General features: G+C 66.0%; 21 protein-coding genes. 12 read left to right on the top strand and 9 right to left on the bottom strand.

Annotated elements, in window-relative coordinates:
* Positions 1-28: 28 nt before the first annotated feature.
* Together ACVIW0_RS21720 and ACVIW0_RS21715 are read right to left on the bottom strand one after the other, a co-directional pair.
* Positions 29-448 (bottom strand): cupin domain-containing protein, encoded by a 420-nt coding sequence (locus ACVIW0_RS21720; RefSeq protein WP_461354178.1) that lies wholly within the window; start codon positions 446-448, stop codon positions 29-31.
* Between the two features lie 86 nt (positions 449-534).
* The gene (locus tag ACVIW0_RS21715; RefSeq protein WP_461354177.1) at positions 535-936 is read right to left on the bottom strand and encodes an Ohr family peroxiredoxin; all 402 of its coding nucleotides are present in this window, start codon (positions 934-936) and stop codon (positions 535-537) included.
* A 148-nt stretch (positions 937-1084) separates the two neighbouring features.
* Here ACVIW0_RS21715 and ACVIW0_RS21710 point away from each other — a divergent pair, with 148 nt between their 5' ends.
* A complete protein-coding gene (locus ACVIW0_RS21710; protein ID WP_461354176.1) occupies positions 1085-1552 on the top strand; it encodes a MarR family winged helix-turn-helix transcriptional regulator in 468 nt (155 codons plus the stop codon).
* A gap of 67 nt (positions 1553-1619) precedes the next feature.
* Here the strand turns inward: ACVIW0_RS21710 and ACVIW0_RS21705 are convergent, their stop codons facing one another.
* Together ACVIW0_RS21705 and ACVIW0_RS21700 are read right to left on the bottom strand one after the other, a co-directional pair.
* Positions 1620-2963, bottom strand: coding sequence for an ATP-binding protein (locus tag ACVIW0_RS21705; protein ID WP_461354175.1), 1344 nt, complete (start codon positions 2961-2963; stop codon positions 1620-1622).
* Positions 2960-3682, bottom strand: coding sequence for a response regulator (locus ACVIW0_RS21700; RefSeq protein WP_461354174.1), 723 nt, complete (start codon positions 3680-3682; stop codon positions 2960-2962). The genes ACVIW0_RS21705 and ACVIW0_RS21700 overlap by 4 nt, the downstream gene beginning before the upstream one ends.
* A 286-nt stretch (positions 3683-3968) precedes the next feature.
* Between ACVIW0_RS21700 and bamA the strand changes: the two genes are divergently transcribed.
* The 3 genes from bamA to ACVIW0_RS21685 all read left to right on the top strand — a co-directional run bounded on the left by bamA (position 3969) and on the right by ACVIW0_RS21685 (position 8636).
* Entirely contained in the window at positions 3969-6491 is a 2523-nt protein-coding gene (gene bamA / locus ACVIW0_RS21695) for an outer membrane protein assembly factor BamA (protein ID WP_461354173.1), read from the top strand.
* 130 nt (positions 6492-6621) lie between these two features.
* Entirely contained in the window at positions 6622-7173 is a 552-nt protein-coding gene (locus ACVIW0_RS21690) for a carboxymuconolactone decarboxylase family protein (RefSeq protein ID WP_461354172.1), read from the top strand.
* A gap of 242 nt (positions 7174-7415) precedes the next feature.
* Complete coding sequence (locus ACVIW0_RS21685) at positions 7416-8636, top strand: MFS transporter (RefSeq protein ID WP_461354171.1); 1221 nt, start codon at positions 7416-7418, stop codon at positions 8634-8636.
* A gap of 31 nt (positions 8637-8667) precedes the next feature.
* Here the strand turns inward: ACVIW0_RS21685 and ACVIW0_RS21680 are convergent, their stop codons facing one another.
* Together ACVIW0_RS21680 and ACVIW0_RS21675 are read right to left on the bottom strand one after the other, a co-directional pair.
* Positions 8668-9312 (bottom strand): Vgb family protein, encoded by a 645-nt coding sequence (locus ACVIW0_RS21680; protein WP_461354170.1) that lies wholly within the window; start codon positions 9310-9312, stop codon positions 8668-8670.
* Positions 9313-9399: 87 nt separating this feature from the next.
* On the bottom strand, positions 9400-10620 hold the full coding sequence (locus tag ACVIW0_RS21675; protein ID WP_461354169.1) for a helix-turn-helix domain-containing protein: 1221 nt from the start codon (positions 10618-10620) through the stop codon (positions 9400-9402).
* Positions 10621-10712: 92 nt separating this feature from the next.
* Here ACVIW0_RS21675 and ACVIW0_RS21670 point away from each other — a divergent pair, with 92 nt between their 5' ends.
* Entirely contained in the window at positions 10713-10961 is a 249-nt protein-coding gene (locus ACVIW0_RS21670) for a hypothetical protein (protein WP_461354168.1), read from the top strand.
* 5 nt (positions 10962-10966) lie between these two features.
* Here the strand turns inward: ACVIW0_RS21670 and ACVIW0_RS21665 are convergent, their stop codons facing one another.
* Positions 10967-12058: an adenylate/guanylate cyclase domain-containing protein gene (locus ACVIW0_RS21665; protein ID WP_461354167.1), complete on the bottom strand. Its 1092-nt coding sequence runs from the start codon at positions 12056-12058 to the stop codon at positions 10967-10969.
* A 76-nt stretch (positions 12059-12134) separates the two neighbouring features.
* Here ACVIW0_RS21665 and ACVIW0_RS21660 point away from each other — a divergent pair, with 76 nt between their 5' ends.
* Positions 12135-12587 (top strand): SRPBCC family protein, encoded by a 453-nt coding sequence (locus ACVIW0_RS21660; RefSeq protein ID WP_461354166.1) that lies wholly within the window; start codon positions 12135-12137, stop codon positions 12585-12587.
* 13 nt (positions 12588-12600) lie between these two features.
* Here the strand turns inward: ACVIW0_RS21660 and ACVIW0_RS21655 are convergent, their stop codons facing one another.
* A complete protein-coding gene (locus ACVIW0_RS21655; protein WP_461354165.1) occupies positions 12601-13242 on the bottom strand; it encodes an HD domain-containing protein in 642 nt (213 codons plus the stop codon).
* 209 nt (positions 13243-13451) lie between these two features.
* Here ACVIW0_RS21655 and ACVIW0_RS21650 point away from each other — a divergent pair, with 209 nt between their 5' ends.
* On the top strand, positions 13452-14417 hold the full coding sequence (locus tag ACVIW0_RS21650; RefSeq protein WP_461354164.1) for a GlxA family transcriptional regulator: 966 nt from the start codon (positions 13452-13454) through the stop codon (positions 14415-14417).
* 72 nt (positions 14418-14489) lie between these two features.
* On the top strand, positions 14490-15059 hold the full coding sequence (locus ACVIW0_RS21645; protein WP_461354163.1) for a histidine phosphatase family protein: 570 nt from the start codon (positions 14490-14492) through the stop codon (positions 15057-15059).
* A gap of 21 nt (positions 15060-15080) precedes the next feature.
* On the opposite strand, the gene ACVIW0_RS21640 is transcribed toward ACVIW0_RS21645, so the two are convergent.
* On the bottom strand, positions 15081-15434 hold the full coding sequence (locus ACVIW0_RS21640) for an MmcQ/YjbR family DNA-binding protein (protein ID WP_461354162.1): 354 nt from the start codon (positions 15432-15434) through the stop codon (positions 15081-15083).
* A gap of 178 nt (positions 15435-15612) precedes the next feature.
* On the opposite strand from ACVIW0_RS21640, the gene ACVIW0_RS21635 reads away from it, so the two are divergent.
* The 4 genes from ACVIW0_RS21635 to ACVIW0_RS21620 all read left to right on the top strand — a co-directional run bounded on the left by ACVIW0_RS21635 (position 15613) and on the right by ACVIW0_RS21620 (position 18300).
* The gene (locus tag ACVIW0_RS21635; RefSeq protein ID WP_461354161.1) at positions 15613-16242 is read left to right on the top strand and encodes a PadR family transcriptional regulator; all 630 of its coding nucleotides are present in this window, start codon (positions 15613-15615) and stop codon (positions 16240-16242) included.
* A 23-nt stretch (positions 16243-16265) separates the two neighbouring features.
* Positions 16266-16910: an O-methyltransferase gene (locus ACVIW0_RS21630; RefSeq protein ID WP_461354160.1), complete on the top strand. Its 645-nt coding sequence runs from the start codon at positions 16266-16268 to the stop codon at positions 16908-16910.
* Positions 16911-17035: 125 nt separating this feature from the next.
* Positions 17036-17734: a GNAT family N-acetyltransferase gene (locus tag ACVIW0_RS21625; protein WP_461354159.1), complete on the top strand. Its 699-nt coding sequence runs from the start codon at positions 17036-17038 to the stop codon at positions 17732-17734.
* 221 nt (positions 17735-17955) lie between these two features.
* Complete coding sequence (locus tag ACVIW0_RS21620) at positions 17956-18300, top strand: Lin0512 family protein (protein WP_212014469.1); 345 nt, start codon at positions 17956-17958, stop codon at positions 18298-18300.
* The last annotated feature ends 16 nt before the right edge of the window (positions 18301-18316 follow it).

Raw genomic sequence — 18316 nt, 5'->3', positions numbered from 1 at the left:
GAGGAAAGGGGCGGGCAGGCGGGATCTGTCACTTCACGAGGGTCAGCAGCGGCTTGTCCTTCTCGACGATGTAGGTCGCAAGCTCGCTGGCCGTGACGTCGCCGACGTTCTTCGCCGCGTGGACGGCGCCTGCGGGGATGAACAGCACGTCACCGGCCTTCAGCGTTGCCGGCGATCTGCCGTCGACATCGTATTCGAGCGTGCCGGCGAGCACATAGATGATCTCTTCGCCGGGATGGGTGTGCTGGCCGAACGCCTTGCCAGGCGCGATGTCGACGCGCACCTGGACGGCTTCACGTCCGGGGGCGCTGAGGTCATGGCGTTGCAGGTCGGTTCGGGTGATGCCGGCCGGCAGCTCGGCCTGCGCGCTCGGGATCGTCAGGAGACTTGCAGCGAACAAGGCCGTCCTTGCGAGAAGGCGCGTCGCCGTCAACAGCTTGCTGGTCATCTTGGACTCCAGGTTTGTCGTCTGAATCTGTCCGGCCGCGAACCGGCAAGCGGCCGGTCCGCGTCGGAGGTCGTCATGAGCTGGTCTCAAACGAGGGTGGTCGTGACGTCGATGTTGCCGTGCACCGCCTTGGAGTAGGGGCAGATGCCGTGCGCGGCTTCGATCAGCTGCTGCGCAACCTCGCGCTCGACGCCGGGAATGTGGACGTTGAGGCGCGCGCTCAGGAAGAAGGCGCTGCCGGCCTGGTTCAGATCGATCTCGGCGTCGACCTCGGGCTCGCTCGCGAGCTTGACCTTGCGCTGGCCGGCCGCGAGTTGGATCGCGCCGATGTAGCAAGCCGACCACGCGGCGGCGAACAGGTTTTCGGCAGCCGGGTGCGGCTGCGGCAGCTTGACGTCGAGGAAACCGTCGCGCGAGCGGGCGGCACCGTTCGGGCCGGCGGTGACGTGGGTCTTTCCGGTGACGAGAACCTTGGCATTGGCGGTCATGGCGAACTCCTTTCGGTTGAATTTAAATCGTGTCCGATTTAATCGGATACGTGTCGAAATAAACCCCGCATTCGAGCGTGTCAAGCACTTCCGATTTAATCGGATACGATTTATATTGACCCGGACTTCACAAACTCCGGAGCCGCCCGTGACCCGCCTCGCCAAGACCGAAACCAAAGGCCGAAAACTCTCGAATTTTCTGTGCTTTGCGGTCTATTCGGCCAATCTGGCCTTCGGCCGCGCCTACAAGCCGATCCTGGACGCCGTCGGCCTGACCTACACCCAATACATTGCCTTGATCGCGCTGTCGGAGGCCGACGACCAGACCGTCAGTGCGCTCGGCGAGAAGCTATTCCTGGAATCCAACACGCTGACGCCGATCCTCAAGAAGCTGGAGCAGAGCGGCTATATCAGCCGCACCCGCGATCCCGCCGACGAGCGGCAGGTGCGGGTGAGCCTGACGGCGGCCGGCCGGCGGCTGCTCGATAAGGAGATCAACGCGTCGCTGGTCGAGGCCACCGGGCTCGGCGACGAGTTTCCGATCGTGCAGAAGAGCGTGGTCAGGCTGCGCGACAATCTGCTGCATCACATGCGCGGCGACTCGAAGAAGGGCTGAGCCTCCGGCGGCGACTGCCGCGTCACGCCGGACGAACTGAAACGGCGTTCTCAGAAGCTCACGTGAGTTAGCCCGACACAAGCTCGCGCAGCGCGGGGCGAGGCAGGCTCGTTTCGGCTCGATCCGATACAAGATGCACGGCTCCCGCCAGCGCGATACGGACAAGAAGGCCGTGCGGCTCGTTGTCGTGCAGGGACAGTTCGCCACCATGCCCACGCACCATGGCCTGCGCGATCGAAAGACCGAGCCCGAAGCCGCTCTTCTCGTCCATGGTGCGGGCCTCGTCGCCGCGGATGAAGGGCTTCAGCATATCGGCTCGAAGGTGCGCCGGAATCCCCGGGCCGTCGTCGGTGACGTCGATGACGGTGCGATCGGCGGATGCGGACAGCCGGATATCGACCTCGCTGCCGAACCGCAGCGCGTTTTCCACCAAATTGGTCACGGTGCGGCTGATCTCGCTGGGGCGGATCAGAAGCGATGCCCTGGTCGGGCCGTGGTAGCGCACGACATGACCGCAATCGGAGAATTGCTCGCACACCGTCTGCAGCAGGGCGGCCACGTTCACCAGCGTCGGCTTCGCCGCGCTGCCGCCGCTCAGGAATGACAGCACGGATTCCAGCATCGCCTGCATCTGGTCGAGATCGTGCAGGGTCTCCGCGCGCTGCGCGTCGTTCTCGATATATTCGGACCGGAGCCGCAACCGGGTGATTGGGGTGCGCAGATCATGACTGATGGCGGCGAGCATGCGCGTGCGATCGTTCATCAGGGTGGTGATGCGTTCGCGCATCCGATTGAGCGCGACGGCGGCAGCGCGGATTTCCTCCGGACCGGTCTCCGGAAGCGGAGCGGCCGCCTGGCTGACGCTGAAATTCTCGGCGGCGCGGGCAAAGGCGGAGAGCGGCGCGCTAAGCGCGCGACCGGCCCAGACGCCGAGCAGCGTGACGCTGACGAACAGGAACAGGAACGTGCTGACCCAGAATGCGCCGAAGAAAGGCGGCATTTTCGTCGGGCCGATCGTCGCTTCGACCAGGGCTCCGTCCGGTAACCGAACCGCCGCCGGCGCAGCCTTCGCGGAAAACTCATCGATATCGTCGACGTCGGGTGCCTCGGACGAAGCCCTGTCAGACGAGTCGGGAGCTGCATCGCGCAAGGTGAAGTGCAAGCGGGGAAAGGCCCGGTCGGCCGCCTGCAACAGCGCTGGGCGATTGGCCGCAGGCGCCTCGGCCAGAAGCTTGGCAACCAACTGGAACTGATGGATCGGCCGGTCCGCGAACGATTTCGGTTTCTGGCTGGTGAAGTAGAGCCCGATCAGCGCGTGGATCAGCACCAGCGACAGCAGGATTAGGGCCGCGATCTGGCCGCTGATCCGGCGGAAGCTGAACAGTGCGGCGATCCTGCGGGTCCAGCTCATGCGTCCTCCACATGCGGCGTGAAGATGTATCCGCCGGTGCGCACCGTCCTGATCACCGACGATCCTTCGCTGATGTCGAGCTTGCGGCGAAGCCGGCTGACCAGCACGTCGATGCTGCGTCCGAACGGACTGGCTGGCCGGCTGCGCGTCATGGTCAACAGGCCATCGCGCGTCAGGATCCGGCCGGGCCGCTCGCAGAACACCTGCAGCAGGTCGAACTCGGCGCTGGTCAGCGTGACCTGGGCGCCGTCGGGATCGCGCAGTTCACGCAGGCGCAGATCGATGGTCCAATCCTGGAAGCGCAGGCGGGCAGCGCTCTGGCCGGAGCGCCCGGCAAGGTCGGCCTGGGCCTGGCGGCGCAGCACGGCGTTGATCCGCGCCAGCAACTCGCGCGGGTTAAACGGTTTGGCGAGATAATCGTCCGCGCCCATCTCGAGCCCGAGGATCCGGTCGAGGTCCTCGCCCTTGGCTGTCAGCATGATGATCGGGATCGTCGAGTCGCCGCGCAGGCGGCGGCACAGGGTCAGTCCGTCCTCTCCCGGCAGCATCAGATCGAGCACGACGAGATCGAGCGAGTGCCCGGCAAGGTAACGATCCATTTCCCGGCCGTTCGAGGCCGTGGCGACCAGACAGGATTGGTCGCGCAGGTAGCGGGCGATCAGGTCTCTGGTTGGCAGATCGTCCTCGACGACCAGGATCTTTGGCGTATGTGCAAGCATGGTCCGCGACTGGGCCTCTTGATGAAGGGTGTCGTCGCGCGCGTTGCGGCGCGCTCAGCCATCAATCGACCAGCATAGGCGTCGCTTGTGGGCGGCATTGCGCCTTTTCGTAAGCATAATGTTTCTGAACTGTGAGCGGCGCACGCAGGCGGAAACACACCGGGCGGCGATCAGCGCTGCGTCGCGCTCACAGTCCCAAACCACTGGAAATAATCCCGCAATCCGGCAGCCACACCGCAGCCATCACCATCCCCTCACAACGGGTGACTTGTTCGCGAGGTGTGGAATGAAAACGTGGCGGAGCCTTGTCGCGGCGATCGTACTTGCGGTTTTTTCGATCCCGGGGACGTCGGTGACATCGCTGGTGACTTGGCTGTTGGTGGCGCCGGTGGCAGCCCAATCGGTTGATGCGATCACGATCGAAGGCAACCGGAGGGTCGAGGCGGAGACCGTCCGCTCCTATTTCAGGCCCGGGCCCGGCGGCCATCTCGATCAGGCGGCCATCGACGATGCCCTCAAGGAGCTGGTCGGGACCGGCCTGTTCCAGGACGTCAAGATCAATCGCATCGGCGGTCGGATCGTGGTTTCGGTGATCGAGAATCCCGTGATCGACCGAGTCGCCTTCGAGGGCAACAAGAAGGTCAAGGACGAGCAGCTCTCGGCCGAGGTACAGTCGAAGCCGCGGGGCACGCTGTCGCGGCCGATGGTGCAGTCGGATGCGCTGCGGATTGCTGAAATCTACCGGCACTCCGGCCGCTACGACGTGCGCGTCACGCCCGAGATCATCGAGCGCTCGAACAACCGCGTCGATCTCGTCTTCACCGTCGACGAGGGCGCCAAGACCGGCATCAAGACCATCGAGTTCATTGGCAACAACAGCTTCTCGGCGTCGCGTCTGAAGGACGTGATCAAGACCCATGAGACCAACTTCCTGAGCTTCCTCGGCAACGCCAACATCTACGACCCCGATCGCATCGAGGCCGACCGCGACCTGATCCGCCGCTTCTATCTGAAGCACGGCTATGCGGACGTGCAGGTGGTGGCCGCGCTCGCCGAGTATGACCCGGAGCACAAGGGCTTTCAGGTGACCTTCAAGATCGAGGAGGGGCAGCTGTACCGCGTCGCGACCGTGAGCTTCCAGTCCGGCATTGCCGGCTTCGATCCGAACAGCCTGCGCTCGCTGTCGCGCGTCAGCGTAGGTTCGCTCTACAACGCCGAGGCGGTCGAGAAGTCGGTCGAGGACATGCAGATCGAGGCATCGCGCCGTGGCTACTCCTTCGCAGTGGTCCGTCCGGACGGCAACCGGAATTTCGAGGCCCATACGGTGGGGATCGTGTTCCACGTGGACGAAGGGCCACGCAGTTATATCGAGCGCATCGACATTCGCGGCAATGGCCGCACGCGCGACTATGTGATCCGTCGCGAGTTCGACATCTCCGAGGGCGATGCGTATAATCGCGCGCTGGTCGATCGCGCCGAGCGGCGATTGAAAAATCTCGACTACTTCAAGACGGTGAAGATCACCACCGAGCCCGGCTCGTCCAGCGATCGCGTCATCCTGGTTGTCGATCTGGAGGAGAAGTCGACCGGCGACTTCTCGGTTTCGGGCGGCTATTCGACGACCGACGGCGCGCTCGCCGAGGTCAGCGTCTCCGAACGCAATCTGCTCGGCCGCGGCCTGTACGCGAAGGCATCGGTCAGCTACGGCCAATACTCGCGCGGCCTGACGTTGTCCTTTGTCGAGCCGTATCTGCTCGACTATCGCATCGCGCTCGGGCTCGATGCCTACTACAAGGAGCAGTTGCCGACGTCCTTCACGACGTATGGCGTGAAGACGATCGGGTTCTCGCCGAGGCTCGGCCTTGCCCTGCGCGAGGACTTGACCCTCCAGCTGCGCTATTCGCTCTATCAGCAGGAAATCTCGCTCGATAGCGCCTATAACAATTGCAACAACAATGCGGCCAACACCTCGCTCGCGTTCAATCCGACGCCCGCCTACATCCAGAGTGTGCTCCACGGCATCGACCCCACCAATTCGGTCTCTTCGGGGCTTTACGGATATGGTTGCTATGGCGACGGCGAATCCACGCTGCCGGTGCGTGAGGAGTTGGCGCAGGGGGCAACCTGGACCTCGGCGGTCGGCTATACGCTGACCTACAACACGCTCGACAACAACAAGAACCCGACCGACGGCTTGCTGATCGATTTCAAGCAGGATTTCGCCGGCGTCGGCGGCGACGTGAGCTATCTGAAGAGCGCGATCGACGCGAAATACTACACGCCTTTAGTCTCCGATCTGATCGGCCTGATCCATTTGCAGGGCGGCCTGCTCAGCAAGGTCGGAAACAATGATCCGCGCATGCTCGATCATTTCCAGATGGGGCCGAACCTGGTGCGCGGCTTTGCCACCGGCGGCATTGGGCCGCGTGACATCACCTATGCGAGCTTCGGGGCGACCGGGGATGCGCTCGGCGGAACCAAATATTGGGGTGCGTCGATGGAGTTGCAGATGCCGTTCTGGTTCCTGCCCTCCGAGGTCGGGCTGAAGGGCGCGGTCTATGCGGACGCCGGCTCGCTGTGGGACTACCAGGGCCCGACCTCGTGGGCCGCGACGGGTGAGGTGAATACGGCCGCCTGCAAATGCGGCCTGCAATACGACGACGAGAACGTGGTGCGGACCTCAGTCGGCATCGGCCTGATCTGGGCGTCGCCATTCGGCCCGCTGCGCTTCGACTACGCGGTGCCGATCACCAAGGGCAAATACGATATCGTGCAGGAGTTCAGGTTCGGCGGCGGAACGTCGTTCTAGGGCGATGGCTTCGTGTATCGTCGCCAGCGGCAGCGATCCAGCGTGATAAGTGCCATGCCGTCGGGCGGCTTGCGGTATCGGACGAAGCGGGGCAGGCTGGGCCGGTTCAATTCCGATCCGAGGCAAGATCATGTCACGCGTGTCCGTCAAGACCAGGAACGACCTGCCGGCCGAGCTCAAGCCGCTGTGGGACAAGATGACCACCTACGGCGCATTCGAGAACCAGGCCGGCGTCATGGCGCAGCGGCCGCCGATCTTCAAGCACATGTGGTCGCTGCTGGTCGATCTTGCCGACGAGGCGGTGGTCTCGAAGCGGCATCTCGAGCTTGCGCTGGTGACGGTGTCGCTGTTGAACAAGTGCGACTACTGCGTCTCGCACCATGCGCCGAAGCTCGCGATCCAGGGCGTCTCGGAGGCGGGCGCCGAGCGCTTGCTCGACTATCAGGATCACCCCGAGCTTGATTCGCTCGACAGGCTGGTGGTCGAATATGCGATCGCCATCACCAACAATTGGAACAAAACCCGCGACGAGATCTTCGCACGCCTGCGCGAGCATTTTTCGGAAGCGCAGATCGTCGAGCTGACCTGGCGGATCGCGCTGTGCGGCGCCTTCAATCGCTTCAACGACATTTTGCAGCTCGACGTCGAGCAGGGCGTCCCGCAGCGCGAAGCCGCGGAGTGACGGTCTGACCCAGCGATCCCTGCATGCCCATTCCGCGCCGAGACCAAGGAAACATCGGCGGCAAGTAAAAAGGAACCCCTCCCGTTCGGCGGGCGCATCCATAGGTACACGCCCTAGCATCGCGGTAGCGGCCCTGGCCGCTGCCAGGCTCGCAAAAAAGTGAGCCGGCGCGGTCCTTCGTTGTCGGTTCCGGTCCGGCCCGTTCGTCTTTCAGCCAGAACGAACGCCATGGGAGTTCCGGAATGAGCAATTCGACCTATCGCTGGGTGATCGTCGCGGCCGGCGGCCTGCTTGGCTGCGTCGCGATCGGCGGCATGTTCTCGCTGCCGGTGTTCCTGCAGCCGATGGCGCGGGAGACCGGCTGGTCGGTGACCGGGATCTCCAGCGCGATGACCATCGGTTTCCTCGCGATGGCCTTCACCAGCATGATCTGGGGCACGCTGTCCGACCGGTTCGGGCCGCTCCCGGTGGTGCTGACCGGATCGATCGTGCTGGCGGCAAGTCTGGCGCTGGCAAGCCGGGCGACCTCGCTGCTGGCCTTTCAGTTCATGTTCGGCGCGCTGGTCGGCGCGGCCACGGCGGCGATCTTCGCGCCGATGATGGCCTGCGTCACCGGCTGGTTCGACACCCATCGCAGTCTCGCCGTCTCGCTGGTGTCGGCCGGCATGGGCATGGCGCCGATGACCATGTCGCCGCTCGCGGCCTGGCTGATCTCCCACCACGACTGGCGGACCGCGATGCTGATCGTCGCAGGCGTGGTCGGCGCGATCATGATCCCGGCGTCGTTGCTGGTGCGGCGCCCGCCGGCGCTGCAAGGCGACGCCCCAGAAGCAGCGGTCTCCGCCAACGGAGAGCCGCCGATGTCGCTGGCACAGGCGCTGCGTTCGCCGCAATTCCTGATCCTGATCACGACCAATTTCTTCTGCTGTGCCACCCATTCGGGGCCGATCATCCACACGGTGAGTTACGCGGTGACCTGCGGCATTCCGCTGGTTGCCGCGGTCACGATCTACAGCGTGGAGGGGCTCGCCGGGATGGGCGGTCGTATCGCCTTCGGCCTGCTCGGCGACCGCTTCGGCGCCAAGCGCGTGCTGGTGCTCGGCCTGCTGGCACAGGCATTCGGCGCGCTCGGCTACGTCTTCGTGCGCGAGCTTGCCGCATTCTATGCGGTCGCGGCGATCTTCGGCTTCATCTATGCCGGCACCATGCCGTTGTATTCGGTGCTGATCCGCGAGAATTTCCCGCTGCGCATGTTGGGCACCGTGATCGGCGGCACCGCGATGGCCGGCAGCCTCGGCATGGCGACCGGGCCATTGGCCGGCGGCCTGATCTACGATGCCTTTGCGAGCTATACGTGGCTCTATGTCGGCTCCTGGGCCACGGGCCTCGGCGCGTTCCTGATCATGATGACCTTCCGGCCGATGGCCTCGGCGCGACCCACCGCGGTGCCCGCTCCGGCTTAAGCTGGCTCAGCGCGTGGAGCGATCGTTCGCTTCACGCGCGGCTGCGCTTCGGCCGGCGGATCGCGCGCACCTTGTTGTTGCTCGAGCCGCTGCCGCAGAAGAAGCGGTCCTTGCCGTCGGATTCGAGCCCGGAGACGAACGTGCCCTTCGGCATCTCCAGCCGCTCCATGACTTCGCCGGTTTGCGGATCGATCCGCCTGACGTCGCTCTGGTCCTCTTCCCAGGTGCCGTGCCAGAGTTCGCCATCGACCCAGGAGACGCCGGTGACGAAGCGGTTGCTTTCGATGGTGCGCAGCACCTTGCCGGTGTCCGGATCGACCTGCACGATGGTGCGGTCGCGATACTGGCCTACCCACAGCGAACCTTCCGCCCAGGCGAGGCCCGAGTCGCGGCCGCCGCCGGGCGCGGGGATGGTGGCGATCACGCGTCCGCTGCTCGGCTCGATCTTCAGAATGCGGTCTTCGGCGATCTGGTAGAGGTGCTTGCCGTCGAAGGCGGTGCCGGCATGGGCCGCGATGTCGAGGGTGCGGGTGGTGTTGCCGCTGTCGGGATCGAACGCGATCAGCTGGCCGCCGGCCGCGAACCAGACCTGCTCGCCGTCGAAGCTGACGCCGCCGACGCTCTCGACGCCCTCGAAGGCATATTCCCGGATGATCTCGGCTTCAGACTTCTTCATGCTCCACTCCAGATTTTGTTCTGACGCGTTTTCTTTGCGCGAACCGGTACCCACTTCGCGCGAAAACGCTCCGATTGCAGCCCCATGCTAGCCGTTGGGCAGCGGGGCAGGGAGTAACAACGTCGTCGTGAATCCCGGCACCGGGGGCGTCATCCAGCGCCGGGCCCGGGCGCGACCGACCGACTGCACCTTGCCGGTGGCCGCCAGCGCATCGAGCGCGCGCTGCACGGTGCGCTGGCTCGCCCCGAGCGCGACCGACAGCGCCGAGCTCGACCAGGCCTCGCCGTCGGCGAGGAACGCCAACACCGCCGCATGCTCTTCCTCGACTGGCAGCGCCAGCACGCTCACCTCACGCCGGCCGTGCGGCTCCAGCACGAAGCCGTCGGGCGTGGCGCTGAGGTCGGCGAGCGGCCGCAAGGCCCGGCGCAGCCGCCCGATTTCGACCCGCAGCCGCGCCCGGTGCGATTCATCGGCGTGCTTGCCGCGAAAGGCGCGCGCGATCAGCGTGCTGCGCGACACGTCCTGCGGCCAGGCTTCGCCCAGCGCGCGGGCGAGCGCAAACAGCACCGGACGCCGATTCAGAGAGATCGTTGTCCGGGCATCGCGCACCGCGTAGCGGCAGGCATCGACGACGAGCGCCTTCGACGCCATCAGGGCCTCGACTTCCTCGAGCAGCAGCGGCCGTTCGCTGCCGCGTGCGATCAAGCGTGCCGCGGGCGTGGCGAGCAGGTTCGCGGTGCTCTCGACCTCCGCTGCAAGCGCGGCGATGCGGGCGCGCCGTGCGGCATCCCTTGCGCGGGCCAGTGCTTCGCGGGCCGGCTTGGTGCGCAGCCGCCGCATCGCAATCCCGGCGACGACCAGTTCATGGCCGACGCGCAGCGCCGGCGGGAAGGGCGCCGGATCGAGGTCAGACAGCATGCGCTCGGCGGCATCGAGGCTCCCGATCAGGAGCAGGCGGCGGATCTCGAGATAGCCGGCATGCGCGGCGTTGAGCGCATCGCCGCGCGCCGCGAGCGTCGCGCGCGCCGCGGCGAGGCTCTTCGAGGGAAAGGACAGGTCACGCGATACCAGCGCGATCTCGGCCTCGGCCACCACGCAGCGCGCCCGCGCGATCGCCTCGCGTGGGCCGAACGCGCGGCCGGCGCGCCGCAGCAGCTCCTTGGCGCGGGCGAAATCGCCGAGCCTTGCCATCGCGATGCCGCGCAGCGCCAGCGCCGGCGCGTCGTCGCGCAGGGCCACCCGTTTCAGTGCGCCGAGGGGATCACCCGCCGCGAGTGCGCGCGCCGCAGCTGTAATCAGCGAGTCCATTCGAATCCCGACACACTTGTCACTCTCGCCCTCCGAGGCCCGGTCCTAACCTAGCACATGACGACATGGATCATCTCCAGAGAGATCGAACGATGAGCGGTATCGAAACACGTGACGATCGGTTGAAGGGCAGGCCGGGCGGGCGCGGTTCGACGGCGGCGCGCTGGCTGTCGCTCGCGGCAGCGCCGACCTTCGCGGTCATGGCGCTGCTGGCGACGATGACGCCGGCCGACATGATCTGCGGCGCCATGCAGGGGCCGCTGTCATTGCAGGGCATGGTCCCGATGTACGTGCTGATGAGCGCGTTCCATCTGGCGCCGTGGCTGCGGCTGTTCCGATGACCGGCTCATCCCTCCGGCAGCGTGAAGACCGCGCAGGGCCGTGCGATGCCGCGCAGCTCATGGGTGCCGAGCGCAACCAGCGGCATCTCGGTCGCGGCAGCAACGGCTTCCGAGACCAGCACGCTCTGCTCCAGCGGTTTGCACAGGCCTTCCAGCCGGCTGACCAGATTGACCGCGGCGCCGATCGCAGTGAAGTCGAGCCGGTCCGCGGCGCCGATATTGCCCCAATGCACCTCGCCGAGATGCAGCGCCGCGCCGAATGGCAGGGGCGGCAGGCCGCGGCTGCGCCGCTCGGTGTCGAGATGCGCCATGCCGACGCGCGCCGCCGAGACCGCGCGCAACGCCGCCTCGCATGCGCTGCGCGCGCTGATGGTGACCGGAAAGATCGCGAGCAGGCCGTCGCCGATGAATTTCAGCACCTCGCCGCCGAAGGCATGGATCGCGCCGGCGATGCGGTCGAACCAGGCATCGAGCGCCGCGATCACCTCGGCAGGCGGACGGCTTTCGGAGAGCGCGGTGAAGCCGCGCAGATCGGCAAACAGCAGCGCGGCGCGGATGGTTTCGCCGGTGTTGCGCCGCAAGGGCGACGCCAGCACGCGCGCCGCGCTGCGCCGGCCGAGATAGGCCTCCAGCGCCGCCGTCAAGGTCGCGCGCGCCGCAAGCGCGGCGAGCGGCGCGGCCATGAAACGCGCCGCCTCGCGCAATCGATCCGCCTCAGTGGGCGTGAAGGGATCGGCCCCGATCCAGCTCAGGGTCGGACCATCCGGCCGCGTTCCGATCGTATCGTCGTGGATCGGGCCGGGCGCGAGGCTATTGAGCCAGCGCCGGCCGGCATCGCCGGATCCCACCATAGCGGGCATCGCAAAGGGTTGTTCCGGCGCGAAGCCGAGCGCCTCGATGACCTCGCCGGTGTCGGCGCGCCACAGCCAGGTCCGCCTGGCGATCAGCGGGTGCGGAACTTCGAGCGTCAGCGCACCGCCGGCAAGCGGCAGACCATCCGTGATAAGGTGGCTCCCGAGGTCCGCCAGCAACCGGTTGGCGCCCGCGGTCTCGGCGGCGGCGTCGACCAGCCAGCTCAGTGTCGAGGACATCTGCATCACCCCATCATGCGATTGACGCACCGCCCTTGTCACGAATTATCCCGAAACCTGACCGCCCATGGAGGATAGACCGATGACCGAAGCCTTCATCGTCCAACGCGAGATGCAGATCGCAGCCCCGCGCGCAACGGTGTTCGCGTTCCTGACCGACCCGCAGAAGATCGTCAGCTGGATGGGATTAGAGGCCGAGACCGAGCTGCATCCCGGCGGGCTCTATCTGCTCAAGGGCGTCTCCGGCGATCTGTCGCGGGCGGCGCGCGGTGCGTTCCGCGAGGTCGTGCCGGTGCATCGACTTGCCTACAGCTTCGGATGGGAAGGCGGCGCCGAGGTGCCGCCGGGATCCAGCCTGATCGAGATCGACCTGATCGACAAGGACAGCGGCACGCTGTTGCGCATGACCCATAGCGGCCTGCCGAATGCCGAGCAGTGCGCGGCCCATGACAAGGGCTGGGCGCACTATCTGAGCCGGCTTTCACTCGCGGCGGCCGGTCGGGATCCCGGACCGGAACGCGGTCCGCCCGCCTGAGAGTCGTTTTGCGTCATGTCGGCCATTTCGAACCAAGGATGATCGAGCAGAAGTTCGTCCTTCTGTAGTTCATGTCCTTCAGCGCCAGCACGTCGGCCTTGACGTTGCCAAAGGTGGTGTGCGGCTTCTTGATGGTGCCGCTGGCGAAATGATCGATGATGTTCTCCTTGAAGTTCGCCTCGCGCGGATGGTGCGCGCAGACGTGGTCGCGGTGTGCATCGGAGAAATCGTCGTAGGCGATGCCGAGTACGTCCATCTCGACGCCGGCGGTGACCAGCGCGACGGTCGGACGCATATGCTCGGGAATGCCGGGCGTGGTGTGCAGTGCGATCGAGGCCCAGACGTCGTCGATGTCGCGTTCGGGTATGCCGTAACGCCTGAGGAAATCGCGCGCGGCGTTGGCGCCGTCGACCTCGAAGCGCAGATCGGGGCTCGCATGCGCCGGCGTGAGGCCCATGTCGTGGAACATGGCGCCGATATAGAGCAACTCGGGATCGAAGTTCAGCTTGCGGCGGTTGCCGGTCAGCGCGCCCCAGAAGAACACGCGGCGGCTGTGATTGTAGAGCAAATCGTCCTCGGCATCGCGCACCAGCTGGGTCGCGGCGCGGGCCATGGCGCTGTCGGGTACGCGGATGCCGGCGATGATCTCGGTCATTTCAAGACGCTCCTCGATGTGGCAAGACGAGACCATGGCGTGGGATCACGCGGGCTCGGCGCTCGCTTCTGCGGTGTGTTCTGGATCGCCTTCCGGCGTGATCCGTGGCGGCGCTGTTGTCGCTTGTTCTGGGCCGATCCCGCAACGATCGCGCGCCGCCGGATCGGGCCAACGAGACGTCGTTTCGCGCCAGCGGGCAGGGAGAAGGCATGGCGGTTCAGAAGGTCGCGGTCGCGATTCACGAGGGGGTTCAGGCGCTCGACGTCGCCGGTCCGGTCGACGTGTTCGCGGAAACGAACGGCTTTGTGCCCGCAGGCGATGGCTATGAGACGGTGCTGGTTGGCGCCACCCGCGAACCGCTGCGCGCATCGAACGGCATGAAAATCGCGGCCGACCTCAGCTTCGACGAGGCAAGGCAGAAGTTTGATATCCTGTTGGTTGCCGGCGGGCCCGCGCTGCCCGAGGCCGCGCCGGATCCCGAAATGACGCAGTGGCTGCGCGGGGCGCCGGAGCGCGCTGAACTCTACGGCTCGATCTGCACCGGCGCCTTCGCGCTCGGCCATGCCGGGCTGCTCGACGGCCACAAGGTGACGACGCATTGGCAGAACGCGCAGCGGCTGGCGGCGCGCTTTCCGGCCGCGGACGTGATTCCCGATCGGATTTACATCCGCGACGGCAGGCTGATGACCTCGGCCGGCGTGACCGCGGGGATCGATCTCGGGCTCGCGCTGGTCGCCGAACGTCATGGGCCGGAGGTTGCGGTCGCCGTGGCAAAGCGGCTGGTCGTGGTGGTGCAGCGCCAGGGCGGGCAGTCGCAGTTCAGCCCCTATCTCACCGCGCCAGTCGACGAAGCCTCGCCGATTGCGCGGGCGCAGGCGCATGTCATGGAGCAGGTCGGCGCGCGCCACACGCTGCAATCGCTGGCGGAGGCCGTCGGCATGAGCGTGCGCAATTTCGGCCGCGCCTTTGCGCAGGAGACCGGCATCACACCGCACGAATTCGTCGAGCGGGCGCGGGTCGATGCCGCGCGCCGGCTGCTCGAGGGCTCGGACCGGCCACTGAAAGCGGTTGCGTTCGACTGCGGCTTCGGTTCGGCCGATCGGATGCGCATCGTGTTCACCGAGCGGCTCGGCGTGTCGCCGGCGCAGTACCGGTCGAGCTTTCGCAAATTGTGATGCGGTTCATCAACCGCAGGCTGTATCGAGGCTAGCATCATTCCGCCCCATCTCTGCTCCGGAGAGGCCGCCATGGACGCACTCACACTCTTCATCATCCGTCATGCCGAGAAGCCGGACGACGGCTGGCCGGGCCCCGGCTTCACCGCAAACGGGGTGTCGGATACCGAGTCGCTGGTGCTCCGCGGCTGGCAGCGCGCCGGCGCATGGGCGGCGTTGTTCGGCACCGAACTCACTGGCGGCGACTATGCCAAGCCCGACGCGATCTATGCGGCGATGCCGGGCACGACGCCCAATCAGCCGCCGTCGAGCCGTCCCGCCGAGACGATCTCGGCGCTCGCCGCGCGCCGCCACCTGAAACCGAACGAAGGCTTTGCCAAGGGGCAAGAGCCGGCGCTGATGAAGGCCGTGCTGGCGTCGAAGGGCATCGTGCTGTTGTGCTGGGAGCACAAGACGATCATCTCCGACATCCTGCCGCTGATCCCGGTCAGCAAGGGCACGCCGCCGACCAAATGGGAGGGCGACCGCTTCGACGTCGTGCTGCGGTTCGAGCGCGCCAAGGGCAATGACAAATTCGCCTTCAAGCAGCTGTTTCCGAAATTGCTGTCGGGCGATTCCGATAGGCCGCTGGGGAGCAGCTGAGCCGCGCGGCGGCCGCGCCGATCAGTCGAAGCCGAGCGCCTTGCGCGATTTTCGCGTCAGCTTCGCCGCGATCAGCGCATGCGCCTGATTGAGATAGGCCTTGAGCTCTGCGTCGGGCAGGGCGTCATTCCGCACCAGCTGCACCCATGTGGCGCGCGCCAGATAGGGCGCGGGCCGCGCCAGGCCCTGCTCGATCAGGAGCTGGTAGGCCATGGACGAGGTCTTGAACATGAAGCCGCCGGTGCTCTCGATGATGCCGCCGGCCAGCGCGAACATCTTGCCGCCGACCTTGAACACCGACGTGCCCTCCCATTGCACCACTTTGGTGGCGGCGGGCAGTCGCAGGCAATGAGCTTCGAACGTTTTGGGGCGCATGAGGACTGGAAGGATTTTCAAAGCCATAAGCCGGCGGCGCGCACGTCGGCAAGTCTGGGGTGGGGCGGCGACTATGACTGCTTGGTTGCGGCTTCGCCCCCGAGGCCTCACGCAAACGTGGGTTGCGATCTTTCTGTCTGGGTATATCGTAAGATATGTTTTCAGTAAGGAAAGACCGATGAGAAAATCAAGGTTTCATGACCGGCACGACGATGGCTTCCGGTTCGGGTTTTTCGCCATTGGCCGGCACGGCCGGGGCGGTCATCGCTTTGGCCGTGGCGGGCATGGCTTCTTCGGCCGGGGCGGCGGCGACTTTCCGGGATCGCGGCGGCTCTCGTCGCAGGATCTGCAGCTCGTCATCCTGGCGTTGCTCGGCGAGCAGCCGGCGCACGGCTATGAGCTGATCAAGACGATCGAGGAGCGGTCGGACGGCTTCTACAGCCCGAGCCCGGGCGTGATCTATCCGGCCCTGACCTTCCTCGAGGAGATCGGACATGCCAGCGTCACCCAGGACGCGGCGCGCAAGCTCTACAGCATCACCGAGCAAGGCAAGGCCTATCTCGGCGATAACCGTGCGACCGCCGATACCATTCTCGAGGCGTTGTCGCGGATCGGCCGCCGCATGGAGGAGGTGCGCGAAGCCTTCGCCGGCATCAGCGATCTCGACAGTGAGGCGTCCGACGATATTCACCGCGCGCGTCATGCGCTGAAGAGCGCGCTGCGCCAGAAGCGCGGCTGCGATGCCGCCGAGGCGCGACGGATCGCGAAAATTCTCGACCGCGCGGCCGCCGAAATCCTGCGGCAATGACGCCGTCGCAAAGGAGACCCTTCATGTACAACGCCGAACCGCACAGCGCGATTGCTGACGCCCGCGTCGCTGCCGTCATCGAGCGCCTGCAGGCCACGCGCCGGGCGCCGGTGAGAGGCAATCCGATGCAGAGCGGCAGCCGTGATCCGCACGACTATGCCGAGCAGGGATTCTCGATCCGCCCGGAGCAGGGCGAGCTGATCTACCTGCTGTGCCGCGGCCTGCGCGCCAGGCGCGTCGCCGAGTTCGCGACCTCGGTCGGAATGTCGACGCTCTATTTCGCCGCCGCAATGCGCGACAATGGCGGCGGCACCGTGATCGGCTCGGAGATCGTGCCGGCCAAAGTCGCGGCCGCGAAGCGCAACCTTGCGGAGGCCGGCCTTGCCGATTACGCCGAAATCCGCGAAGGCGATGCACGCAAGACGCTGCGCGATCTCGGCGGCCCCGTCGACTTCATCCTGATCGACGGCTGGCCGGGCGAGAAGGGAGCGACACTGGCGCGCCAGGTGATCGAGATCGTAGCTCCTCAGCTTCGTGTCGGCGGCTATGTCGTGAACGACAATGCCGAGGCGGATTTTTTGGAGTTCGTGCGTGATCCCAAAAATGGCTTCGTGTCGATCACGCTGCCGCTGAAGGGCGGCACCGAGCTCTGCCTGAAGGTGGCGTAAGCGCCGTTCGGTCCAACGACAAGAAATCCGGCTGGCGTGATTGTGAGCCGCAACGGCATCACGCCAGGCTGGATTTCATCGCCGCTTCTTGCTCTTCTCTGGAAAAATCAGGAGCGAAGCGCCGCATGTCCGATGTTCCGCCAACCCATCCGCTTGATCGTCCTATCTGGAGCGCGCTGACCACGCGGCAGCGCGATCTCGCGGAAGGTGGCGCCGCTGCAAGGCGCTTCCCGCTCGCGATCGCACCCTTCGCCGACTTGGTCGACATGTCGCCCGAGAGCTTTGCCGCGCTTGGTGCGCTGCTGTCGGGGCCTGATATCGCGGTGCTGTTCACGCCCGATCCGGTCGCCGTGCCGGCGGAGTTCAAGGTGCTGCTGGCCGAGACCGGCGAGCAGATGATCGGGGTGCCCGCGGACTATTCCGCGCCCGGCGTCGAGATCGTCAGGCTCGGCGTGGCCGACGTTCCCGCGATGATGGCGCTGACGGAAATGACCAAGCCCGGTCCGTTCAGTGCGCGGACGCATGAGCTCGGCAATTTTTTCGGCATCCGCGTTGGCGGCGAGCTGGTCGCGATGACCGGGGAGCGGATGAAGCCCGGGAACTACACCGAGATGACCGCCGTCTGCGTGCATCCGGATCACCGCGGCCGCGGCTATGCGCAGGCGCTGCTGTCGGCGGTCGGCCGCCAGATCGTGGCGCGCGGCGAGATTCCGTTCCTGCACGTCTTCACCAGCAACGTCTCGGCAATCGCGCTCTACCGCCGCCAGGGCATGGCGATCCGCCGCCGTCTGCACATCACGGTGTTGCAGAAGCAGGGCGAATGAGAGGCTCACGTCAGCCGGTTGCCGGCAAGGTGCACCGTGCGCTTGTCGCAGCACGGATCGAACGGCGGACAGGTGGCGCGGGGCTCTCGACGTTGTGAACGACGCTTCCGTCAGGCCCGCCAGTCACAACCGCGTGGACGAGTCGCGGGACCCGGCTTGACGCCGCGGGCGCGGCGGTCGAAGGAGTGAGCGTCTCTCACGAACGACAACAGGAAAGTTTCATGACACGCGTGCGCTGTATCACCGAAATGGGCATGGGCGTCGACGTTCACGGTCGCGACGCCACCAAGGCTGCCAAGCGGGCCGTCTCGGACGCGATCCGCCATTCCAGCCTCGGCTTTTTCCGCATGCTCGGCAAGACCGCCAACGACATGTTCGTCGATGTCACGATCGCGGTGCCGAATCCCGAAGCGGTCGATACCGAAGCGGTCGCCAGGGAACTGCCCTATGGCACCAAGACGGTGAAGGCGATCGCGGGCGGGCTCGAGATTCCGTCGGATCTCGGCAACGACCCGATCCTGATCGCGAACGCCGCCGTCATCGTGAGCTTCGACGACGGGAAGTGACGAACGGGCAGCGGCG

The organism is Bradyrhizobium sp. USDA 4454 (genome assembly GCF_054822705.1).
The sequence above is the reverse complement of the archived record's forward strand: the minus strand, read 5'-3'. Positions and strand labels throughout refer to the sequence as shown.